Origin of the sequence: Bradyrhizobium sp. RD5-C2 (assembly GCF_019972155.1) — a bacterium.
Taxonomy (GTDB): Bacteria; Pseudomonadota; Alphaproteobacteria; order Rhizobiales; family Xanthobacteraceae; genus Bradyrhizobium.
Genome location: NZ_BOVL01000010.1, coordinates 293,467 through 310,144, shown reverse-complemented (window position 1 = coordinate 310,144; position 16,678 = coordinate 293,467). Strand labels below are relative to the sequence as shown.

The 16,678-nt window shown below is 65.5% G+C and carries 18 protein-coding genes and 1 riboswitch; of the genes, 9 read left to right on the top strand and 9 right to left on the bottom strand.

Features of this window, described 5'->3' with window-relative positions; all coding sequences use genetic code 11:
• Positions 1–16: 16 nt before the first annotated feature.
• Positions 17–233: riboswitch (cobalamin riboswitch) on the bottom strand.
• 36 nt (positions 234–269) lie between these two features.
• Together cobO and BraRD5C2_RS12115 are read left to right on the top strand one after the other, a co-directional pair.
• Entirely contained in the window at positions 270–923 is a 654-nt protein-coding gene (gene cobO / locus BraRD5C2_RS12120; RefSeq protein ID WP_223968577.1) for a cob(I)yrinic acid a,c-diamide adenosyltransferase, read from the top strand.
• A 14-nt stretch (positions 924–937) separates the two neighbouring features.
• The gene (locus BraRD5C2_RS12115; RefSeq protein ID WP_223968575.1) at positions 938–2,386 is read left to right on the top strand and encodes a cobyric acid synthase; all 1,449 of its coding nucleotides are present in this window, start codon (positions 938–940) and stop codon (positions 2,384–2,386) included.
• Here BraRD5C2_RS12115 and cobD read toward each other — a convergent pair.
• Positions 2,383–3,348 (bottom strand): threonine-phosphate decarboxylase CobD, encoded by a 966-nt coding sequence (gene cobD, locus BraRD5C2_RS12110; protein ID WP_223968573.1) that lies wholly within the window; start codon positions 3,346–3,348, stop codon positions 2,383–2,385. The two genes, BraRD5C2_RS12115 and cobD, sit on opposite strands and share 4 nt — an antisense overlap.
• Before the next feature lie 11 nt (positions 3,349–3,359).
• Positions 3,360–4,301, bottom strand: a complete 942-nt coding sequence (gene cbiB, locus BraRD5C2_RS12105; protein ID WP_374707982.1) for an adenosylcobinamide-phosphate synthase CbiB — start codon at positions 4,299–4,301, stop codon at positions 3,360–3,362.
• Positions 4,302–4,450: 149 nt separating this feature from the next.
• Here cbiB and cobU point away from each other — a divergent pair, with 149 nt between their 5' ends.
• The 5 genes from cobU to BraRD5C2_RS12080 are packed head-to-tail and all read left to right on the top strand — an operon-like array spanning position 4,451 to position 6,898.
• Positions 4,451–4,954 carry a bifunctional adenosylcobinamide kinase/adenosylcobinamide-phosphate guanylyltransferase gene (gene cobU / locus BraRD5C2_RS12100; protein WP_223968570.1) on the top strand — a complete coding sequence of 168 codons (504 nt, stop codon included), beginning with the start codon at positions 4,451–4,453 and terminating at the stop codon, positions 4,952–4,954.
• Positions 4,955–4,986: 32 nt separating this feature from the next.
• A complete protein-coding gene (bluB, locus tag BraRD5C2_RS12095; protein WP_223968829.1) occupies positions 4,987–5,619 on the top strand; it encodes a 5,6-dimethylbenzimidazole synthase in 633 nt (210 codons plus the stop codon).
• Entirely contained in the window at positions 5,597–5,941 is a 345-nt protein-coding gene (locus BraRD5C2_RS12090) for a hypothetical protein (protein WP_223968568.1), read from the top strand. The genes bluB and BraRD5C2_RS12090 overlap by 23 nt, the downstream gene beginning before the upstream one ends.
• 29 nt (positions 5,942–5,970) lie before the next feature.
• Positions 5,971–6,150 (top strand): CbtB domain-containing protein, encoded by a 180-nt coding sequence (locus tag BraRD5C2_RS12085; RefSeq protein ID WP_223968828.1) that lies wholly within the window; start codon positions 5,971–5,973, stop codon positions 6,148–6,150.
• Between the two features lie 10 nt (positions 6,151–6,160).
• Positions 6,161–6,898 carry a CbtA family protein gene (locus BraRD5C2_RS12080; RefSeq protein WP_223968566.1) on the top strand — a complete coding sequence of 246 codons (738 nt, stop codon included), beginning with the start codon at positions 6,161–6,163 and terminating at the stop codon, positions 6,896–6,898.
• Between the two features lie 25 nt (positions 6,899–6,923).
• Here BraRD5C2_RS12080 and BraRD5C2_RS12075 read toward each other — a convergent pair whose 3' ends face one another.
• The 5 genes from BraRD5C2_RS12075 to BraRD5C2_RS12055 are packed head-to-tail and all read right to left on the bottom strand — an operon-like array spanning position 6,924 to position 12,106.
• Positions 6,924–8,195 (bottom strand): CaiB/BaiF CoA transferase family protein, encoded by a 1,272-nt coding sequence (locus tag BraRD5C2_RS12075; protein ID WP_223968564.1) that lies wholly within the window; start codon positions 8,193–8,195, stop codon positions 6,924–6,926.
• Between the two features lies 1 nt (position 8,196).
• Positions 8,197–8,931: a glutathione S-transferase N-terminal domain-containing protein gene (locus tag BraRD5C2_RS12070; protein ID WP_223968562.1), complete on the bottom strand. Its 735-nt coding sequence runs from the start codon at positions 8,929–8,931 to the stop codon at positions 8,197–8,199.
• Between the two features lie 18 nt (positions 8,932–8,949).
• Positions 8,950–9,567 (bottom strand): DsbA family protein, encoded by a 618-nt coding sequence (locus tag BraRD5C2_RS12065; RefSeq protein WP_223968560.1) that lies wholly within the window; start codon positions 9,565–9,567, stop codon positions 8,950–8,952.
• Positions 9,568–9,587: 20 nt separating this feature from the next.
• The gene (locus BraRD5C2_RS12060) at positions 9,588–10,811 is read right to left on the bottom strand and encodes an ABC transporter substrate-binding protein (protein ID WP_223968558.1); all 1,224 of its coding nucleotides are present in this window, start codon (positions 10,809–10,811) and stop codon (positions 9,588–9,590) included.
• Positions 10,812–10,867: 56 nt separating this feature from the next.
• Positions 10,868–12,106, bottom strand: coding sequence for a CaiB/BaiF CoA transferase family protein (locus tag BraRD5C2_RS12055; RefSeq protein WP_223968556.1), 1,239 nt, complete (start codon positions 12,104–12,106; stop codon positions 10,868–10,870).
• Positions 12,107–12,237: 131 nt separating this feature from the next.
• Between BraRD5C2_RS12055 and BraRD5C2_RS12050 the strand changes: the two genes are divergently transcribed.
• The gene (locus tag BraRD5C2_RS12050; RefSeq protein ID WP_223968554.1) at positions 12,238–13,164 is read left to right on the top strand and encodes a LysR family transcriptional regulator; all 927 of its coding nucleotides are present in this window, start codon (positions 12,238–12,240) and stop codon (positions 13,162–13,164) included.
• A gap of 128 nt (positions 13,165–13,292) precedes the next feature.
• Positions 13,293–14,339: a LacI family DNA-binding transcriptional regulator gene (locus tag BraRD5C2_RS12045; protein ID WP_223968552.1), complete on the top strand. Its 1,047-nt coding sequence runs from the start codon at positions 13,293–13,295 to the stop codon at positions 14,337–14,339.
• Positions 14,340–14,350: 11 nt separating this feature from the next.
• On the opposite strand, the gene BraRD5C2_RS12040 is transcribed toward BraRD5C2_RS12045, so the two are convergent.
• Together BraRD5C2_RS12040 and BraRD5C2_RS12035 are read right to left on the bottom strand one after the other, a co-directional pair.
• Positions 14,351–14,761: a (R)-mandelonitrile lyase gene (locus tag BraRD5C2_RS12040; protein ID WP_223968550.1), complete on the bottom strand. Its 411-nt coding sequence runs from the start codon at positions 14,759–14,761 to the stop codon at positions 14,351–14,353.
• 177 nt (positions 14,762–14,938) lie between these two features.
• Positions 14,939–16,570: a flavin-containing monooxygenase gene (locus BraRD5C2_RS12035; protein WP_223968548.1), complete on the bottom strand. Its 1,632-nt coding sequence runs from the start codon at positions 16,568–16,570 to the stop codon at positions 14,939–14,941.
• Positions 16,571–16,678: the final 108 nt, after the last annotated feature.

Sequence of the window (16,678 nt, the reverse complement as noted above, 5' to 3'; positions counted from 1 at the left end):
CACCCCGTCCGCCGGTCTCAAACACACTGCGTCGGCAGGTCTCCCGGCTTGCGGAGCAGGATTTCTCCCTTGATGCCCACCTTCCCGACTCCATCAGGGAATCAGTGGCTTGGGCATCTCTCCGGTCACGGTCGCGGGGGCGGCTGCGCTTTGGGGCAAACCCTGCGGTCTGGGCCCTATCGCATTCCCTCTTCGCCTGTCGTAGGACAGGAACCAACGCGGGGTCACCATTCGGCCTAGCCTCGCACTTGTCAAGCCGAAGGAACGTGATGATTTCTGATGGAAATGACGCTGAGAACGACGCCGTCGGCAGCGACCCCTCGCTGGATGCGCGCCATGCGGCCAAGATGGCGAAAAAGAAGGTCGCCCGCGACAAGATCATGGCGACCAAGAGCGGCGAAAAGGGCCTGGTCATCGTTCATACCGGCGCCGGTAAAGGAAAATCCTCCTCCGCCTTCGGTATGATCGTGCGCTGCGTGGCGCACGGCTTCCCCTGCGCCGTGGTGCAATTCATCAAGGGCGCCTGGGATACCGGCGAACGCCGCCTGCTCACCGGGCATTTCGGCGACCTCTGTCAATTCCACGCCATGGGCGAAGGTTTCACCTGGGAGACGCAGGATCGCGCCCGCGACATCGCGGCAGCGCAGGCCGGCTGGGAAAAAGCCAAGCAGCTGATCGCGGATCCGAGCCTGCGCATGGTCGTGCTCGACGAGATCAACATCGCGCTTCGCTACGACTATCTGGCGATCGCCGATGTCGTCGACTTTCTGACCAATTCGAAGCCGCCGATGACGCATGTCGTGCTCACCGGACGCAACGCCAAGGACGAGTTGATCGAGATCGCCGATCTCGTCACCGAGATGACGCTGGTGAAGCACCCCTTCCGCTCCGGCATCAAGGCCCAGCCGGGCGTCGAGTTCTGATGCGATAATCGATCATGGCGCGCGCATTGATGATCCAGGGAGCCGGTTCGGACGTGGGCAAGTCGCTCATCGTCGCCGGCCTCGCGCGTGCCGCCCGACAACGCGGCCTGCGCGTGCTGCCCTTCAAGCCGCAGAACATGTCCAACAATGCCGCCGTGACCGTCGACGGCGGCGAGATCGGACGCGCGCAGGCGCTGCAGGCGCTCGCCGCCGGCGTCGAGCCGCACACCGACATGAACCCGGTGCTGCTGAAACCGGAAACCGATGTCGGTGCGCAGGTCATCGTGCACGGCAAGCGGATCGCAACCGCCCGCGCGCGCGAATATGCCGGCATGAAGCCATCGCTGATGGGCGCGGTGCTGGAGAGCTTTGAGCGCCTAAAGGCGCGCGCCGACCTGGTGCTGGTTGAAGGCGCCGGCAGCCCCGGCGAGGTCAATCTGCGCAAGTCAGATATCGCCAATATGGGCTTTGCGCGCCGGGCCGATGTGCCCGTGGTCTTGGTCGGCGACATCGACCGCGGCGGCGTCATTGCGCAGCTCGTCGGTATCCAGGCGGTGATCGATCCTGATGATGCCGCGATGATCCAGGGCTTTGTCATCAACAAGTTCCGCGGCGATCCGACGCTGTTCGACGACGGCTACCGCCTGATCGAGGCCCGCACCACGTGGCGCGGCTTTGGCGTGCTGCCCTGGTTCGCGCGCGCCGGCGAGCTTCCGGCCGAAGACGCGCTCGGGCTCGGCGACGCGCGCAGGCCTGGCCAGTGCAAGATCGCCTTTCTGGCGCTGTCGCGGATTGCGAATTTCGACGATCTCGATCCGCTGAAGCTCGAACCCGGCGTCGATCTCGTGATGGTGCGGCCGGGTGAAGCGATTCCGGGCGACGCGAAGCTCGTCATCCTGCCCGGCTCGAAATCGACCCGCGGCGACCTCGCCTTCCTGCGCGCGCAAGGCTGGGACATCGATCTGCTGGCGCATCATCGCCGCGGCGGCCACATCCTCGGCCTGTGCGGCGGATACCAGATGCTTGGGCAGAGCGTCACCGACCCTGATGGGATCGAGGGTCCCGCCGGCGAAACGCCCGGGCTCGGGCTTCTCGATGTCACCACCACCATGACCGAACAGAAGACACTGACCCGCGTCAGCGCGGTGCATGCTGCGACCGGTCAACCGATCAGCGCCTACGAAATCCACATCGGGCGCACCGATGGCCCGGATCGCGCGCGGCCTTTCTCAATGCTTGACGGCGCGCCGGAAGGCGCCATGTCGCGTGACGGCCGCGTTCACGGCAGCTATCTGCACGGCCTGTTCACCTCGGACGAATTTCGCAAGGCGTTCCTTGCCCAGCTCGATATCCCTGCGGCGGATCAGCCGTACGGTGACAGGGTCGAGAGCGCGCTCGACGCGCTTGCCGAGCACATCGAGACCCATCTCGATGTCGAAGGCCTGCTCGCTCTGGCACGCTAAACCGACAACGCGGCAGAAAGGCGGGACCATTCGGCCTCGCTGCCCGGCAAGCCCAAACGCAGCCATCCCGGCTTTTGCTGGAACACCCGCGACCAGATCTGCGCGCGGGCAAGCTTCTCCTGCGCGGCCAACGCGTCGCCGGTGTCGAAGAGACGGAACAGCGGCGTGCCGCCGAGCAGCGTCCAGCCCTGCGATCGCGCCGCCGCATCGAGCCTGACACAGTCGTCCGCCAGCCGCGCAATCGTCGCTGTTGCCCAGTCGTGATCGAGCAAGGCGCGCCGCCCGATCGCTATTGCGGCGCCCGAAACCGGCCATGGGCCCGCCATCGCCGCAAGCGCGGCGATATCCGGCTCGCTGCCGACAGCGAAGCCGAGCCGCAAGCCGGCAAGCCCGTAAAACTTGCCGAATGAACGCAGGATCAGGAGGCCCGGCTGTCCGGCCTCCGGCGCAAGCGAGATGCCGGGTACCGCGTCTGCAAAACTCTCATCTACGACAAGCCGGCCAACGCGCGGCAGCAGCGCGAGCAGCTCGTGTCGATCATGGTGTGTTCCATCGGGATTGTTCGGATTGACGACGACGGCAATGTCCGCTCCCGCAAGCGCTGCGAGATCGGACACCTCGGTCACGTCCCAACCGGCCGTCGAGAACATGGCAGCATACTCATTGTAGGTCGGTGCAAGGATGCGTGCCCGCCCCCGGGACGCCAGATGCGATATCAGTTGAATCGCGGCCTGCGCGCCGCCCATTGCCACGATCGGCGCGTCAGTGCCATAGGCCTGCCGCGCGGCGTGATGAAGAGATTCAATGTCCGATCGCGACGGCAACGCGCGCCACTGCCGTGGCTCAACATCGACGTCAGGATACGGCACCCGATTGATCCCCGTCGACAGGTCGATCCAGTCTTCCGCGGCGCCGCCGAAGCGCTGCTGGGCGACATCGAGATTTCCGCCGTGCTCACGCATGCGCCGCTCCTTCACGCCAGCGCCAGCGCCACGAACGCCGTGGCCAGCAGCATCATGGCGTAGCGATAGAGTTTCAACCCGGTGAGGACGTCGGCGGCAGCCGGATCGCGCGCGCCCTCGTTCAGCCAGGGCTCATCTGCGATGCTGCCGTGATAGATGCGGGGCCCGCTGAGGCGCACGCCGAGCGCGCCGGCCATCGCCGCTTCCGGCCAGCCGGCATTCGGCGAGCGATGGCGCCGCGCATCGCGCAACATGCACGACCAGGCCTGCGAACGATGCGGCGCAAGCAGCACGAACAGCAGGCCGGTCAGCCGCGCCGGAATGAGATTGGCGAGATCGTCGATACGGGCAGCGGCCCAGCCGAACGCCTCGTGCCGCTCGGTGCGATGGCCGATCATGGAATCCAGCGTGTTGATTGCCTTGTAGCCGAGGATTCCCGGCAGGCCGAACAGCGCGCCCCAGAACACCGGCGCCACGATGCCGTCGGAGGCATTCTCGGCGAGGCTCTCGATGGTCGCGCGCGCGATGCCGGCGTCGTCGAGCGTTGCCGGATCGCGTCCGACGATCTGCGCGACCGCCGTACGCGCGGCCGCGATGTCGCCGGAGGCAAGCGGATGTGCCACCGCCGCGACATGATCATGCAGCGAGCGTAGTGCGACCAGCGGCCACGCCAGCACACCGACAAGGACGACGTGAACCCATCCGGATGGGAGCAAAGACTGCACGGCCCAACCGAGCGCCGTCGCCAGCGCGATCACCAGGATGGCAGCCGCGACACCAGCCGCGCGACGAAACGCCGGCGGATCGGAGGCCCGGTTCCAGGCGGTATCGACAAGATGGATCAGCCGGCCGAGCCAGGTCACGGGATGGCCGATGCGGGCAAACAGCCAATCCGGCCAGCCGATCAAGGCGTCCACAGCCATCGCCACCGCCATCGCTCCTGCAAAACCCACGCGCCGCTCCTCACCGCGATCCCCCTGATGCGCAAGACGTCGGCCGAGTGCAAGCCCTCCGGGACGGATTTCGGCTTTGTCTTTTGCCGCGATTGGTGGTTAGAGCGTTTTCGAGGCGAAGCGGATACCGGTTCGCAACGGGAGACCAAATGGCCGTCATTCTGATCACCGGCGGGGCCCGGTCCGGAAAAAGCCGGCGCGCCGAATTGCGCGCGCGCAGCTTTCCAGGTCAGCCGGTCTATGTTGCGACCGCCGAGGCGCTCGACGCGGAAATGGATGAGCGCATTGCCAGGCATCGCGCGCGGCGCGGCAATGACTGGATCGAACGCGAGGTGCCGCTCGACCTCGTGGAGGCACTGGCCGAGACCGATGGCGGCGGCGCAAGGCTGGTTGATTGCCTGACGCTCTGGCTGTCCAACCTGCTGCATGCGGAGCGCGACTGGTCGCAGGAAGTCACGCGGCTGGCGGACGCGTTGTCGCGCCAGCGCAGCCCGGTCATCATGGTCACCAACGAGGTTGGCCTCGGCATCGTGCCTGATAACGCACTGGCGCGGACCTTCCGCGACGCCGCAGGTCTCATGAACCAGAGCATTGCCGGCGCGGCAGACGAGGTCGAGTTCGTCGTTGCGGGTCTGCCGATGAAGCTGAAATGAGCAACACGATCGATCCCGCCAAAGGCCCCGCGATGGTCTCGTTCGACGATACGTTTCGCCGGCAACTGCACGAGCTGTTCGTGTGGCGGCGCGACGTACGCCGCTTCCAAACCGATCCGCTGCCGGATGGTACGATCGAGTGGCTGATCGAGGTCGCCTGCCTCTCGCCATCGGTCGGGCTGAGCCAGCCCTGGCGATTCGTCATTGTCGACGATGCGGCGCGGCGCCGCGCTGTCATCGAGGACTTCAAGACCTGCAACGCCGACGCGTTGCGATCCTATTCCGGTGAGCGTGCGGCGAAATATGCCGCATTGAAACTATCAGGTCTCGAAGAGGCGCCAGGCCATCTGGCCGTGTTCGCCGAGAAGAGCGACCAGATCGGCTCCGGTCTCGGGCGCGCGACGATGCCGGAGACGACAGAATATTCGGTGGTGGCCGCAATCTGTTCGATGTGGCTGGCCGCGCGCGCGGACGGCATCGGGCTCGGCTGGGTCTCGATCTTCAATCCAGGTCGCGTTCACGAGATTCTGGAAATACCTGATACGTGGAAATTCATCGGCTACCTCTGCATCGGTTACCCCCAGGCGGAATGCGACCGTCCGGAGCTCGAGCAGGCCAAGTGGGAATCGCGGCGAGGTCCCGATGAATTCACCATCCGGCGCTGAACAATCCCCGACCGGCAGCGGCGCCGAGAACAGCGCCGCCCACTGGCGCGCCGACATCGCCTCCCTGGTTTTTCCGCTCCCGGAGCACGGCGCCATCTGCGCGGTGCATCGGGGCGCGCTTCGGACTCTGCTTGGCGCCGACCCGACGCCGGAAGGCTGCCTCGGTTATTTCGCGCGGTTTGAAGGCGCGTTCAGGGCGGCAGCGAGCGCCAAGATCCTGCGCAAGCGCATCCCCCTTGGAACAAATCTGCATCTTACCAGTCGCGACATCGCTCGAAAGCTGCTAGAAGCCGACCAAATCGAATGTGGAGAACGACCATGAGCCAGTCCCCGGCCGCGCAAACCCAGGTCATGCAATCCCAGGTCACGCATCTGCCGGTCGCCGCCCGACAGGTCGGACGGCTTGCCCAGTCCCTGATGGCGATGACGCTCGGCCTGTTCATCGTCGGCGTGGTCGGCTTCTCGCACATCGACGTGATCCACAACGCCGCGCACGATGTGCGCCATTCCAACGCTTTCCCCTGCCACTGATCTCGTCGGCATGAGCACGTTTCGCTCGATCGTCTTCTCCTCGGTCATTGCCGGATTCATCGTTGGCCTGATCGTCACCGCGGTCCAGCAGTTCGGCACCGTCCCGCTGATCCTCAAGGCCGAGGTCTATGAGAAGGCGGCCGAGCACAAGCACGAAGCCGCCGCGCCACCGCAAGTGACCCTCGTCCACGATCATGCGGAACATGATCACGGCGCCGAGGCGTGGGAGCCGCGCGACGGCCTGGAGCGCAATCTCTATACCGCGGGAGCGAACATCCTGACCGGGATCGGATTTGCGCTGCTGCTTTGCGGCTTCTTTTCGGTCCGCAGCGGCGCGACCGGCGAGCCGATCTCGTGGCACGAAGGCTTGATGTGGGGCCTCGCAGGCTTTGCCGTTTTCACGATTGCGCCGGGCCTTGGGCTGCCGCCTGAACTGCCGGGCGTCCCCGCCGCCCCACTGCTCTCGCGTCAAATCTGGTGGACGACAGCGGTGCTGGCGACATCGGCCGGCCTCGGGCTGATCGTGTTCCGGCGCTCGATGCCGGCCGCGATCGCCGGCGTGGTCCTGATCATGCTGCCGCATTTGATCGGCGCGCCCGAGCTGGAACATGTCGAGACCAACGTGCCCTCGTCATTGTCGCATCAATTCGTGGTCGCGGTCACACTGACCAGCCTGGTGTTCTGGTCCTTGCTCGGCGGCCTGACCAGCGCCGCGTTCGCCTATTTCGACCGGCCCGCATCGGCGTAGCGCCGCTGCCTGACAGCGTGGCCGCTCAGCGCGCCTGCCTGAGCGGCTTGCCGGCCCGCAGCTCCCTGTCCTGCACCAGCACCTTCTCGGCATAGAGCTGGTCGATCTCCTGCCCGGACAGCCCGAGTTCGCCCAGGATCTCCTCATTGTGTTCACCGAGCAGGTCGGCCCTCAGCTCCGTGCGCTGCGGCCATTCCGAGAAGCGCATCGGCGCGCCCGGGATCGCAAATTGGCCGATCCGGGGATCGCTGACATGGCGGACCGTGCCGCGCTCGATCAGATGCGGCTGGGCCATGGCGTCATTCAGTGTCAGCACCGGCGCGCAGGGGATCCGCTCCTGCTCCAGCGCGGCGATCGCCGCATCGCGTGACGGAAACGTCTTGAGCCAGGCTTCGACGATCTCCCCCACCAGCTCCCTGTTGTCGGCCCGGGCGCGCGCGGACTCGAAACGCGGATCCTTCTCGAGCTCCGGCCGCCCCAGCGCACGGACCATTTGCGGCCATTGATGCGCCAGTGCGCAGATCACGAGAAACTCACCCCGGCTACAGTCGAACACGCCCACCGGGCCACCATTCGGGTGCAGCGAGCCCTCCCGCTGCGGCACGAAGCTGTCCCCGCGCAGCGAGACCTTCGGCACATTTGCCTCGTGCATGTGGAAGTAGGTGTCCAGCAGCGTCGATTCGATGAACTGGCCTTCTCCGGTGCGCTCGCGGTGAAGCAGCGCAAAGCCGACCGCCATCGCTGCGGCAACGCCGGTCGAGGCGTCCCCGATTGCCACCGGCACCTGCGCCGGCTTGCCATCGGGATCGCCGATCACCCCGGTGATGCCGGCAAAGGCCTGCGCGATGTAGTCGAAGCCGGGCTTGTCGCTCAGCGGCCCGGTCTGTCCGGCGAATGAGATCGAGCACATGACCAGCCGCGGATTGATTTTCCTCAGCGTCTCGTAACCAAGTCCGGCGCGCTCCATCACGCCGGGCGTAAAGTTCTCCACCAGAACGTCGGCCTTGGCGGCGAGCCGGGTCAGGATCTCGCGGCTTTTCTCATGCTTGAAGTCGAGCGCCAGGCTGCGCTTCGAATGATTCTGCTGGAAGAAATACGTACTCTGCGAGGTGTTCCTGTGCGTGGGATCGCGTGGCTTCAGGCCCTGGAAGCGCGATCGGTCCCCAAATGGCGCGAGCTCGATCTTGATGACGTCAGCGCCGGCTTCGGCCAGCAGACGCGTGCAGGTCGGGCCTGCGACGAACTGGGTGATATCGAGCACGCGATAGCCGGTCAGCATTTTCGGAGGCAGGGTCATCTCAATTGTCCAGTTGTTGTGATTGCAGAGTTCCGGCGGGCGCGTCTCCGCCCGCGGGCCTCGTTCCAAACAGATTGCTGCGGGCCTGCTCGTCGAGCGCCTTGCGAATGCCACGCCGCCCGACCGAGAGCCCCTTCTGGAGCAGCGGCCGCGCGCGCAGCTCAGCGAACCAGCGCTTGACATGTGGGACATCGTCGAGCGTGAAACCTTGCGCCTTGTGGGTCATCACCCAGGGGAAACAAGCGATATCGGCAATCGAATAGTCGTCGCCGGCGACATAGGTGCTCTCGCCCAGCCGATCGTTGAGCACGCCGTAGAGACGCTGCGCCTCGTTCCCGTAACGCTCGACCGCATAGGGAATCTTGTCTGGCGCATAGAGCGAGAAGTGCCCGTTCTGGCCCAGCATCGGCCCGAGCGCGCTCATCTGCCACATCAGCCATTGCTGCACGCGGGTGCGGCCATGCAGATCACGCGGAACGAACCTGCCGGTCTTCTCCGCGAGGTAAAGCAGGATCGCCCCGGACTCGAAGATCGTCAGCGGTCCGCCTCCGCCGGGCGGATCCCTGTCGACCATGACGGGGATCCGGCCATTCGGATTGAGCTTTCGGAAGGCGGGCCTGAACTGATCGCCGCGCGTGATGTTGACCGGCACGACGGTGTACGGCAGCCCGCATTCCTCGAGCATGATCGAGATCTTCCAGCCATTCGGTGTCGGCGCGAAATGAAGATCGATCATCGGAGCCTCCCGCACCGCTCAGGCCAGTTGCCTTTCGCGCGACAGCGACAGCCCGGCCTCCTGCAGCCGCCGCTCCAGCATCGGCACCCGGTCGTTGCCCCAGAACTGCTCGCCGCGGAAGACGCAGATCGGCACGCCGAAGATGTGATCGCCCTGGCTCTCCTGCTGCGCTTCCTCATATTCGCGGCGGCCGTCTCCTTCGAAATAGCTGCGGAATTCAGCGCCGGACATCCCGAGCGACTCAATGAAGCGCTCCACCGCATCGACCTCGTCGACCGCGAGCTCGCGGCGGAAGAACAGCTCATAGACCAGGCGGCTGTATTCGATCAGACGTCCGTGCTTTTCCGCGAACAGTCCGCCGATCAGCGCCGGCGCGGTGTCGAAGATCTTCAGCGGGCCGCGGATGATCTTCTTGTCGCCGCGCTCGTTCGCGCTCCGCCGCGCATCCATGTAGGAATACTTGACCTTGTATTCCGAATAGACGCTGCGCTGGCCGGAACCCTTGATCCGGAGCTGGAACGGCCGCCACTGCACCTTGATGTCGAACTTCTTCTCCAGCTCGAACACCGGATCGAATGCCAGCCAGGCATAGGGGCTCTTATAGTCCGAATACATCTTGAGAATTTCGCGGGACATTGTCTCTCCTTTGTCGATTGTCATTGCGATTGAGCGACGAGCGGGCACTGGCTCTCCGACAACGGCTGCGCCGCCTCGGATGCCGGAATGACCTTCTCGATGGTGTAGTAGTCCCAGGGCTTCCTGACCTCGCCGGGGGCCTTGATGCTCGCCATGTAGAACGGATGCATCAGCCAGCCATCGGCGCGCACAAAACCGTTCTCGACATACATGTCGTTGACCGGCAGCTTCCGGATCTCGTCGGCGACCTTCAGGCCATCGAGCGTCCTGGCGGCAGCGACGGCCTGGAGATAATGCAGCGTTCCCGAGTAGACCGCGGCCTGGTCCATGGTCGGCATCGCATGATGCTGTCTGAAGAAGCGCTCCGACCAGGCGCGCGTCTTGTCGGTGCGATCCCAGTAGAACGGGGTTGCGAAGGTCAGGCCCTGCACATTGGCAATGCCGAGTGCGTGCACATTGGTGATGTAGGTCAGGGGCACCACGATGTGCTGGCCGCCCTCGGCGATGCCGAACTCCTTGGCCTGCTTCAGGGCATTGGTGGTGTCCTCTGCGGCAGAGATCAGCCAGATCACCTTGGCCTTCGACGCCACCGCCTGCAGCAGGAACGAGCTGAAGTCGGGATTGTTCTGCGGGAAGCGCACCGAGCCCAGCACCTTGCCCCCGGCCGCCTTGATCGCGCCCGCCGCGGCATCCTCCATCGCTTTGCCGAAGGAATAGTCGGCCGAGAGAAAGAAGAACGTATCGAGCCCGCGCTCGATCAGCGGCTTCGGCAGCGGCGCCGAAATCGCGTAGGCATTGAGCGACCACGAGAAAGCGGTCGCCGCGCAGGCTTGCTGCGTGATCGCCGGGCTTCCGGTCACGCCGTGGATGACGATCTTGTTGCGCGTCCGCGCCAGCTCCTGAACGGCGAGCGCCACGGCCGATTGCGCCACGTCGACGACGACGTCCGCACCGCCATTGTCGAACCAGTTGCGGGCGATCGCAGCGCCCACGTCGGCCTTCGCCTGGTGATCGCCCGAGATCACTTCGATCGGACGATCCAGCACCTTGCCGCCGAAATCCTCGACCGCCATCCTGGCGGCGAGCACCGAGCCCGGCCCCATGATGTCGCGATACATCCCCGACATGTCGGTGAGCACCCCGATCCTGACCGGCTGCGCATCCTCAGCCTGTACCGGCGTCAGCATCGCGCTGCCGACCAGCAACGCGATCGCCGCAGCCGTGATTGCTCGTTTCTTCGCCATGACTATCCTCGACGCTCCCGCTTGGGACGGCATGCATGTGCCGGCCTTCTTTGCTTTCAGATGATCCGCCTCGACGTCAGATCGTCGATCCGTTGCCCCGAGAGGCCGAGCAAGCCGCCATAGATCTCCTGATTGTTCTGACCGAGCGTCGGCGCCGGCGCGGTGTATCCCTTGTGCGTTCGTCCCATCTTGATCGGGAACCCGGCGCTGATGACGCGCTGCTCCAGCGGCTCGGTCGGATGCACGACCGGCTGCAGCATGTCCCGCGCGTCGAGATGCTCCCAGGCCAGGATGTCGTCGATGTCGCGGATCGGGCTCGCGGCGACGTCGCCGCGATTGAGCGCCTCGATCGCCTCGATCGTGGTGCGGCCCAGCGTCCATTCGCTGACGATCGCATCGACGATGCTGTTGTTGGCGACGCGCCAGCCGGTGTTCATGAACTTCGCGTCAGCGGCGAGGTCGAGCCGGTCCATCACACCCAGCAGCGCCAGCCAGTCCTCATTCGTGGCGGCGCCAAGCGCGATCGCGCCGTCGCGCGTGGCATAGGTGTTGAAGGGCGAGAATCGCATGATGCGATTGCCCTGCCGTGGCGCCATCCCCATCTGCTTGTAGCAATCCAAGGGCTCGTCGAGCACCAGCGACAGCAGGCAGTCGGCCATCGCGACATCGACGAACTGGCCTCGTCCCGACATGCGCTGCTCGGTCAGCGCGGCCAGGATGCCGGAGACGGCGAAGGCGCCGGTGATGCCGTCGGCGAGCGCGGTGCCAGCCTTGCTTGGGGTGCCGTCGGGTGCACCGGTGATCGACATCAGGCCGGACGCCGCCTGGATCATCAAATCGTAGGCCTTGAGACGCCGGTCGGTGCCGGTCGAGCCGTAGCCGGTCAGCGCACAATGCACGATAGCGGGGTTGACCTGACGGTTTGCTTCATAGTCGATCCCCAGCCGCTCGGCAGCGCCGGGACGCAGATTCTCGACCAGGATGTCGGACTTGCACAGCAGCGCATGGAACAGCTCCATGCCCTCCGCCGTCCGCATGTTCAGCGTGATCGACTTCTTGTCGCGGCAGCGCTTCAGATAGGCGAGGCCGAGATCGCTGTCATGCTTGCGGTCGAGCGAGACGCCGTCCTTGCCGAGAAACGGCGGCCCGGTCATGGTGGGATCGCCCTGCTCCGGGGTATCGATACGAATGACCTCTGCGCCGAAGCCCGCCAGCATCAAGGTCGCAAACGGGCCTGAATAGAACCGCGTGAGATCGAGAACGCGGACCCCGTGCAGCGCGCCTTGCCTCGTCATCGTCGGGCTCGCCGTCATCCGCAATTTCCCTTCCCGCTTGCTGCCCTGCCGTTGTCTTCATCGTTGACGCGGCGGGCATATAGATCAAATATTTTCCGATCCGGATTATTGATGCGAAAATGGAATGAATGATGCGCGAGCGACGCCCACGCCGGTTCGAAGTCAGCCTCAAACATCTTCGCGCGGCCAACTCGGTCGCGGTGTATGGCAGCTTCACCGCAGCCGCCGCCGACCTCGGCATGACGCAGTCGGCGGTGAGCCGCCTCGTTCTTCAGCTCGAACGGCAGCTCGGCGTCTCGCTGTTCCTCAGGTCAACGCGCAACGTCATCCTGACCGCACCGGGCCGCGAATTCACGGCATCGACGCAGCGCCTGCTCGCCGATCTCGGCGCCCAGGTCGACAACGCCCGAGCGCTCGGCGAGCAGATCAAGGGACGCCTGATCATCTCCTGCCTGTTGTCACTCACGCATCACGTGGTGCCGGAGGCCGTGCTGAAATACAGGAAGGCGCATCCCGGCGTCGAGATCCACCTGCGCGAGGGCCTCGGCAGCGAGGTCTATGAGGATGTCCGCAGCGGCCTCGCCGATTTCGGCGTCGGCAACGTCACCGCGCTCGGCCAGGAGGTCGTCAGCGACGACGCGGTGCAGGAGTCCTGCTTCGCGATCCTGCCCTCGCGCCATCCGCTGCGCAACAAGGCCACGCTGAGCCTCCGCGAGCTGCGCAACGAAACCTTCGTCTCGCTTCCGACCGGCTCGGGCCTGCGCAAGCAGATCGACAGCGCCGCGACCGCAAGCGGCATCGTGCTCAATCACAGCACCATCGTCGAGCAGTTCGGCACGCTCTACGACTTTGTCGCAGCCAATGTCGGCATCTCGATCGTTCCGGCCTCGGCGGTGCCGCCGCGCGCCCCGCGCGGCGTGATCGTCAAGCGGCTGGTGTCGCCGCCGCTGGTTCGCAAGATCGGGATCCTGCGGCTGAAGAACCGCCCGCTGACGCCGGCCGCGACGGGATTTCTCGACATCTTCCGGCCGCTGTTCCTGAGCGCGTCACGCCGATAGCCTAAGACTCCCAAGAATCATTTGAGATTCGCAGCGGAGCCTGATTAGGTTCGGCGATGCCGTCTGCTGCCCGCCGCAACTGGCGCGCCTGACCGCGGCAATACCGAACCGACAGGACCCGACCACCGATGACCAGGACGCGACGGACACGACCGACGATTCGTGACGTCGCGGCCGAGGCCGGCGTCTCCGTCTCAAGCGTCAGCCGCGCGCTCAATGGCGGCATCTATACCAGCGCGGAACTGCATGCCCGCATCATGCGCGCGGTGAAGCGTCTGGGCTTCGAGCCCGACCAGGCGGCGCAGGCGCTGCGCTCAGGGGCATCCAACACGATCGGCTGCATGGTCGCCGATTTCTCCAATCCGCACTACACCGGCATGGTGAGCGCGGCGGAGGAGGAATTCCAGCGCGCCGGCTTCCTGCTGATGCTGGCGGCGACCAAGCACGAGGAGGCGCGCGAGGCGGCGTTCCTGTCGGCGGTGCGGCGGCGCCAGATGGATGGCTTGCTGCTGTTCGCCGGCGACAATTCGCACAAGGATTTCATGAAGGGGCTGGCCATGCTCGACCTGCCCTGCGTCACCGTCGACCGCGACGTGCCTGATAGTGTGATGGTTCGCGTCGATCACCGCGGCGGCGCGCTGGAGGCGACGCGCTACCTGATCGGCCTCGGCCATCGCCGGATCGCGTTGCTCACCGGCAGCGCCGCGGTGCTACCGAGCTCGGAGCGGCTCGCAGGCTACCGGCAGGCGCATCAGGAAGCGAAGATCGATGTCGATCCAACCCTGATCCGTCCGCACATGCAGGGCACCAACACGGCCTTCAGCTCGGTGTGCCAGCTGCTGCAAATGACAAAACCGCCGACCGCGATCATCTCGCTCGGCACCAGCATGCTGGCCGAGGTGCTGGAGGCAATCACCAGCAACGGCCTGCGCTATCCGCAGGACGTGTCGATCGTGTGCAGCGGCGACACCGACCTCGCCCGCCACGCGACGCCGGCGATCTCGGCCTTGAGCTGGGACATGAACGAGGTCGGCCGCACCGCCGCGCGGCTGCTGCTGGAGCAGATCCGCGAGCCCGACAAGGCCGGCAGCAGCGCCCCGGTGTTCCTGCCAACGCGCCTCATCCTGCGGCATTCCTGCGCCGCGCCGGCAACGCCCGTGCGCGGCCGGAAGTAACACTGCGCCGATCAATCGGCCTGCGGTGCGGCCGCGTACTGCGCGTCGGAGACGTGCTCCATCCAGGTCGCGTAGTCGCCATCGAGCGCCTCGTGAATCGCGATATGGCTCATGCCCGTGGTTGGCGCCGCGCCGTGCCAGTGTTTCTCGCCCGGCGGAATCCACACCACGTCACCCGGACGGATCACGCGGATCGGGCCGTCCCAGCTCTGCACATATCCGACGCCGGCGGTGACGTAGAGCGTCTGGCCGAGCGGATGGGCGTGCCACGCCGTGCGCGCGCCCGGCTCGAAGGTGACGCGTGCCGCCTGCATCCGGGCCGGCGCGGGCGCACTGACGATCGCGTCCGCCCATACCGTGCCGCTGAACCAATCGGCGCTGCCGCGCCGGCTTGCAATCGATCCTGCGCGCTTGATGTCCATCTGTGATCCTTTCATCTTTTCAAACTGGAAACGGTTCCAGTGCAACGTCATTGCGAGAAGCTCGCGACAAAATTGCAAGGCAATTTTGCGCTGTAGCGACGAAGCAATCCATCGTCCCGCATATGCCGCGCGATGGATTGCCTCGCTGCGCTCGCAATGACGGAGCGAGACGCTGCCTCAGCGGAGCACAAACCCTTCATAGCCGCGCTGCGCGATCTGCGCGATGCGGTGGCGGTAACCCTGGCCGACATAGGGCATGAACACCCGCGGCTTGCCCGCGATGTTGGCGCCCTGGTACCAGGAATTGGCCTTCGGATAGAGCGTGCGGCTGGCGGCGTCGGCGACATGCGCCATCCAGGCCCGCTCGGCGTCGGGCTCCGGCTCGATCCGCGTCAATCCCTTGGCGCGCATGCTGCCGAGGCAGGTCGCGATCCACTCGACATGGTTCTCGCAGGCGTGGATCACATTGCCGATGACAGAAGGGCTGCCCGGTCCGGTCACGACGAACAGGTTCGGAAAGCCTGTCACCATCAGGCCGAGATAGGCGCTGGGCCCGTCGGCCCAGGCCTCCTTCAACGTCGCGCCATCCCGCCCGCGGATTTGCATCGCGGCGAGCGCCCCGGTCATCGCGTCATAGCCCGTCGCCAGCACCAGCGCATCGAGCGCAAAGGACCGCGTCGCGGTCTCGACGCCCGTCTCGGTGACCGATGTCAGCGGCTCCGTGCGCAAATCGACCAGCTCGACATGTGGCAGATTATAGGTCGCGAAATACCCGGTATCGATGCAGATGCGTTTGACGCCGAGCGGATAATCCTTCGGTGACAGCGCCTCCGCCGTCGCCCCGTCGTGCACGATGCCGCGGATCTTGTTGCGCACGAAATCGCAGGCGACGTCGTTGACGGCCGCATCGGTCAGGATGTTCGGGTACGCGGTCAGGATGCCGCCGCCGCCTTGCTCCCACAGCTGTTCATAACGCGCCCATTGCACGTCCCGCTCGGGCACCGGCGCGTCGAAGGCATTCGCAGGCACCCGCCCGAACTCCGGCGTCTCGAGGCTCTCGCGATATTTCGCGATCACCGGCTCTGCGGCGGCGATATCGGCATCGCCCAGCGGCGCATTCCGTGCCGGCACCGAATAATTCGGCGTGCGCTGGAACACGGTCAGTCGGCTCGCAGCCTTTGCGACCATCGGGACCGTCTGCACACCCGACGAGCCAGTACCGATCACGGCAACGCGCAAGCCGGAAAAGTCGACCTCCTGATGCGGCCACTGCCCAGTGTGATAGACCGGTCCGCCAAAGCGTTCGAGGCCCGCGAGCTTGGGCTTGTTGGGCACCGAGAGATTGCCGGTCGCCATCACGCAAGTCGATGCGACGATGCAATCGTCGCGATCGGTGCGCAACGTCCAGCTCTCGCCGGCCTCGTCCCAGTCGGCGCTCGTCACGCGGGTGTCGAAGCGGATCAGCGAGCGCAGATCGAACCGGTCGGCGACGCGCTGCGCGTAGCGCAGGATCTCCGGCTGGGCGGCGTATTTCTCGCTCCAGCGCCATTCCTGCCGCAGCTCCTCCGACCAGGTGTAGGAATAGAACAGGCTCGGTATGTCGCAGCGCGCGCCGGGATAGCGATTCCAGTACCAGGTGCCGCCGACGTCGGACCCCGCCTCGATGCCGATCACCTTCAGCCCGAGCTCGCGCAACCGATAGATCGCATAGAGCCCGCCGAAGCCGGCACCGACCACGACCGCATCGCATTCGGCGACCAGCGGCGGCCTCGCGCCATGGTCCGGGCTCGTCTGCTCCAGTCTGCTCATTTGTCACATCTCTCCGGCCGCGGGAATATTGCCATCGGTGGGAACGCGCGCTAGTCTGGAAACGTTTCCAGACTGGAACCGCATACGATAATTGTCGCCGGGCGTCAA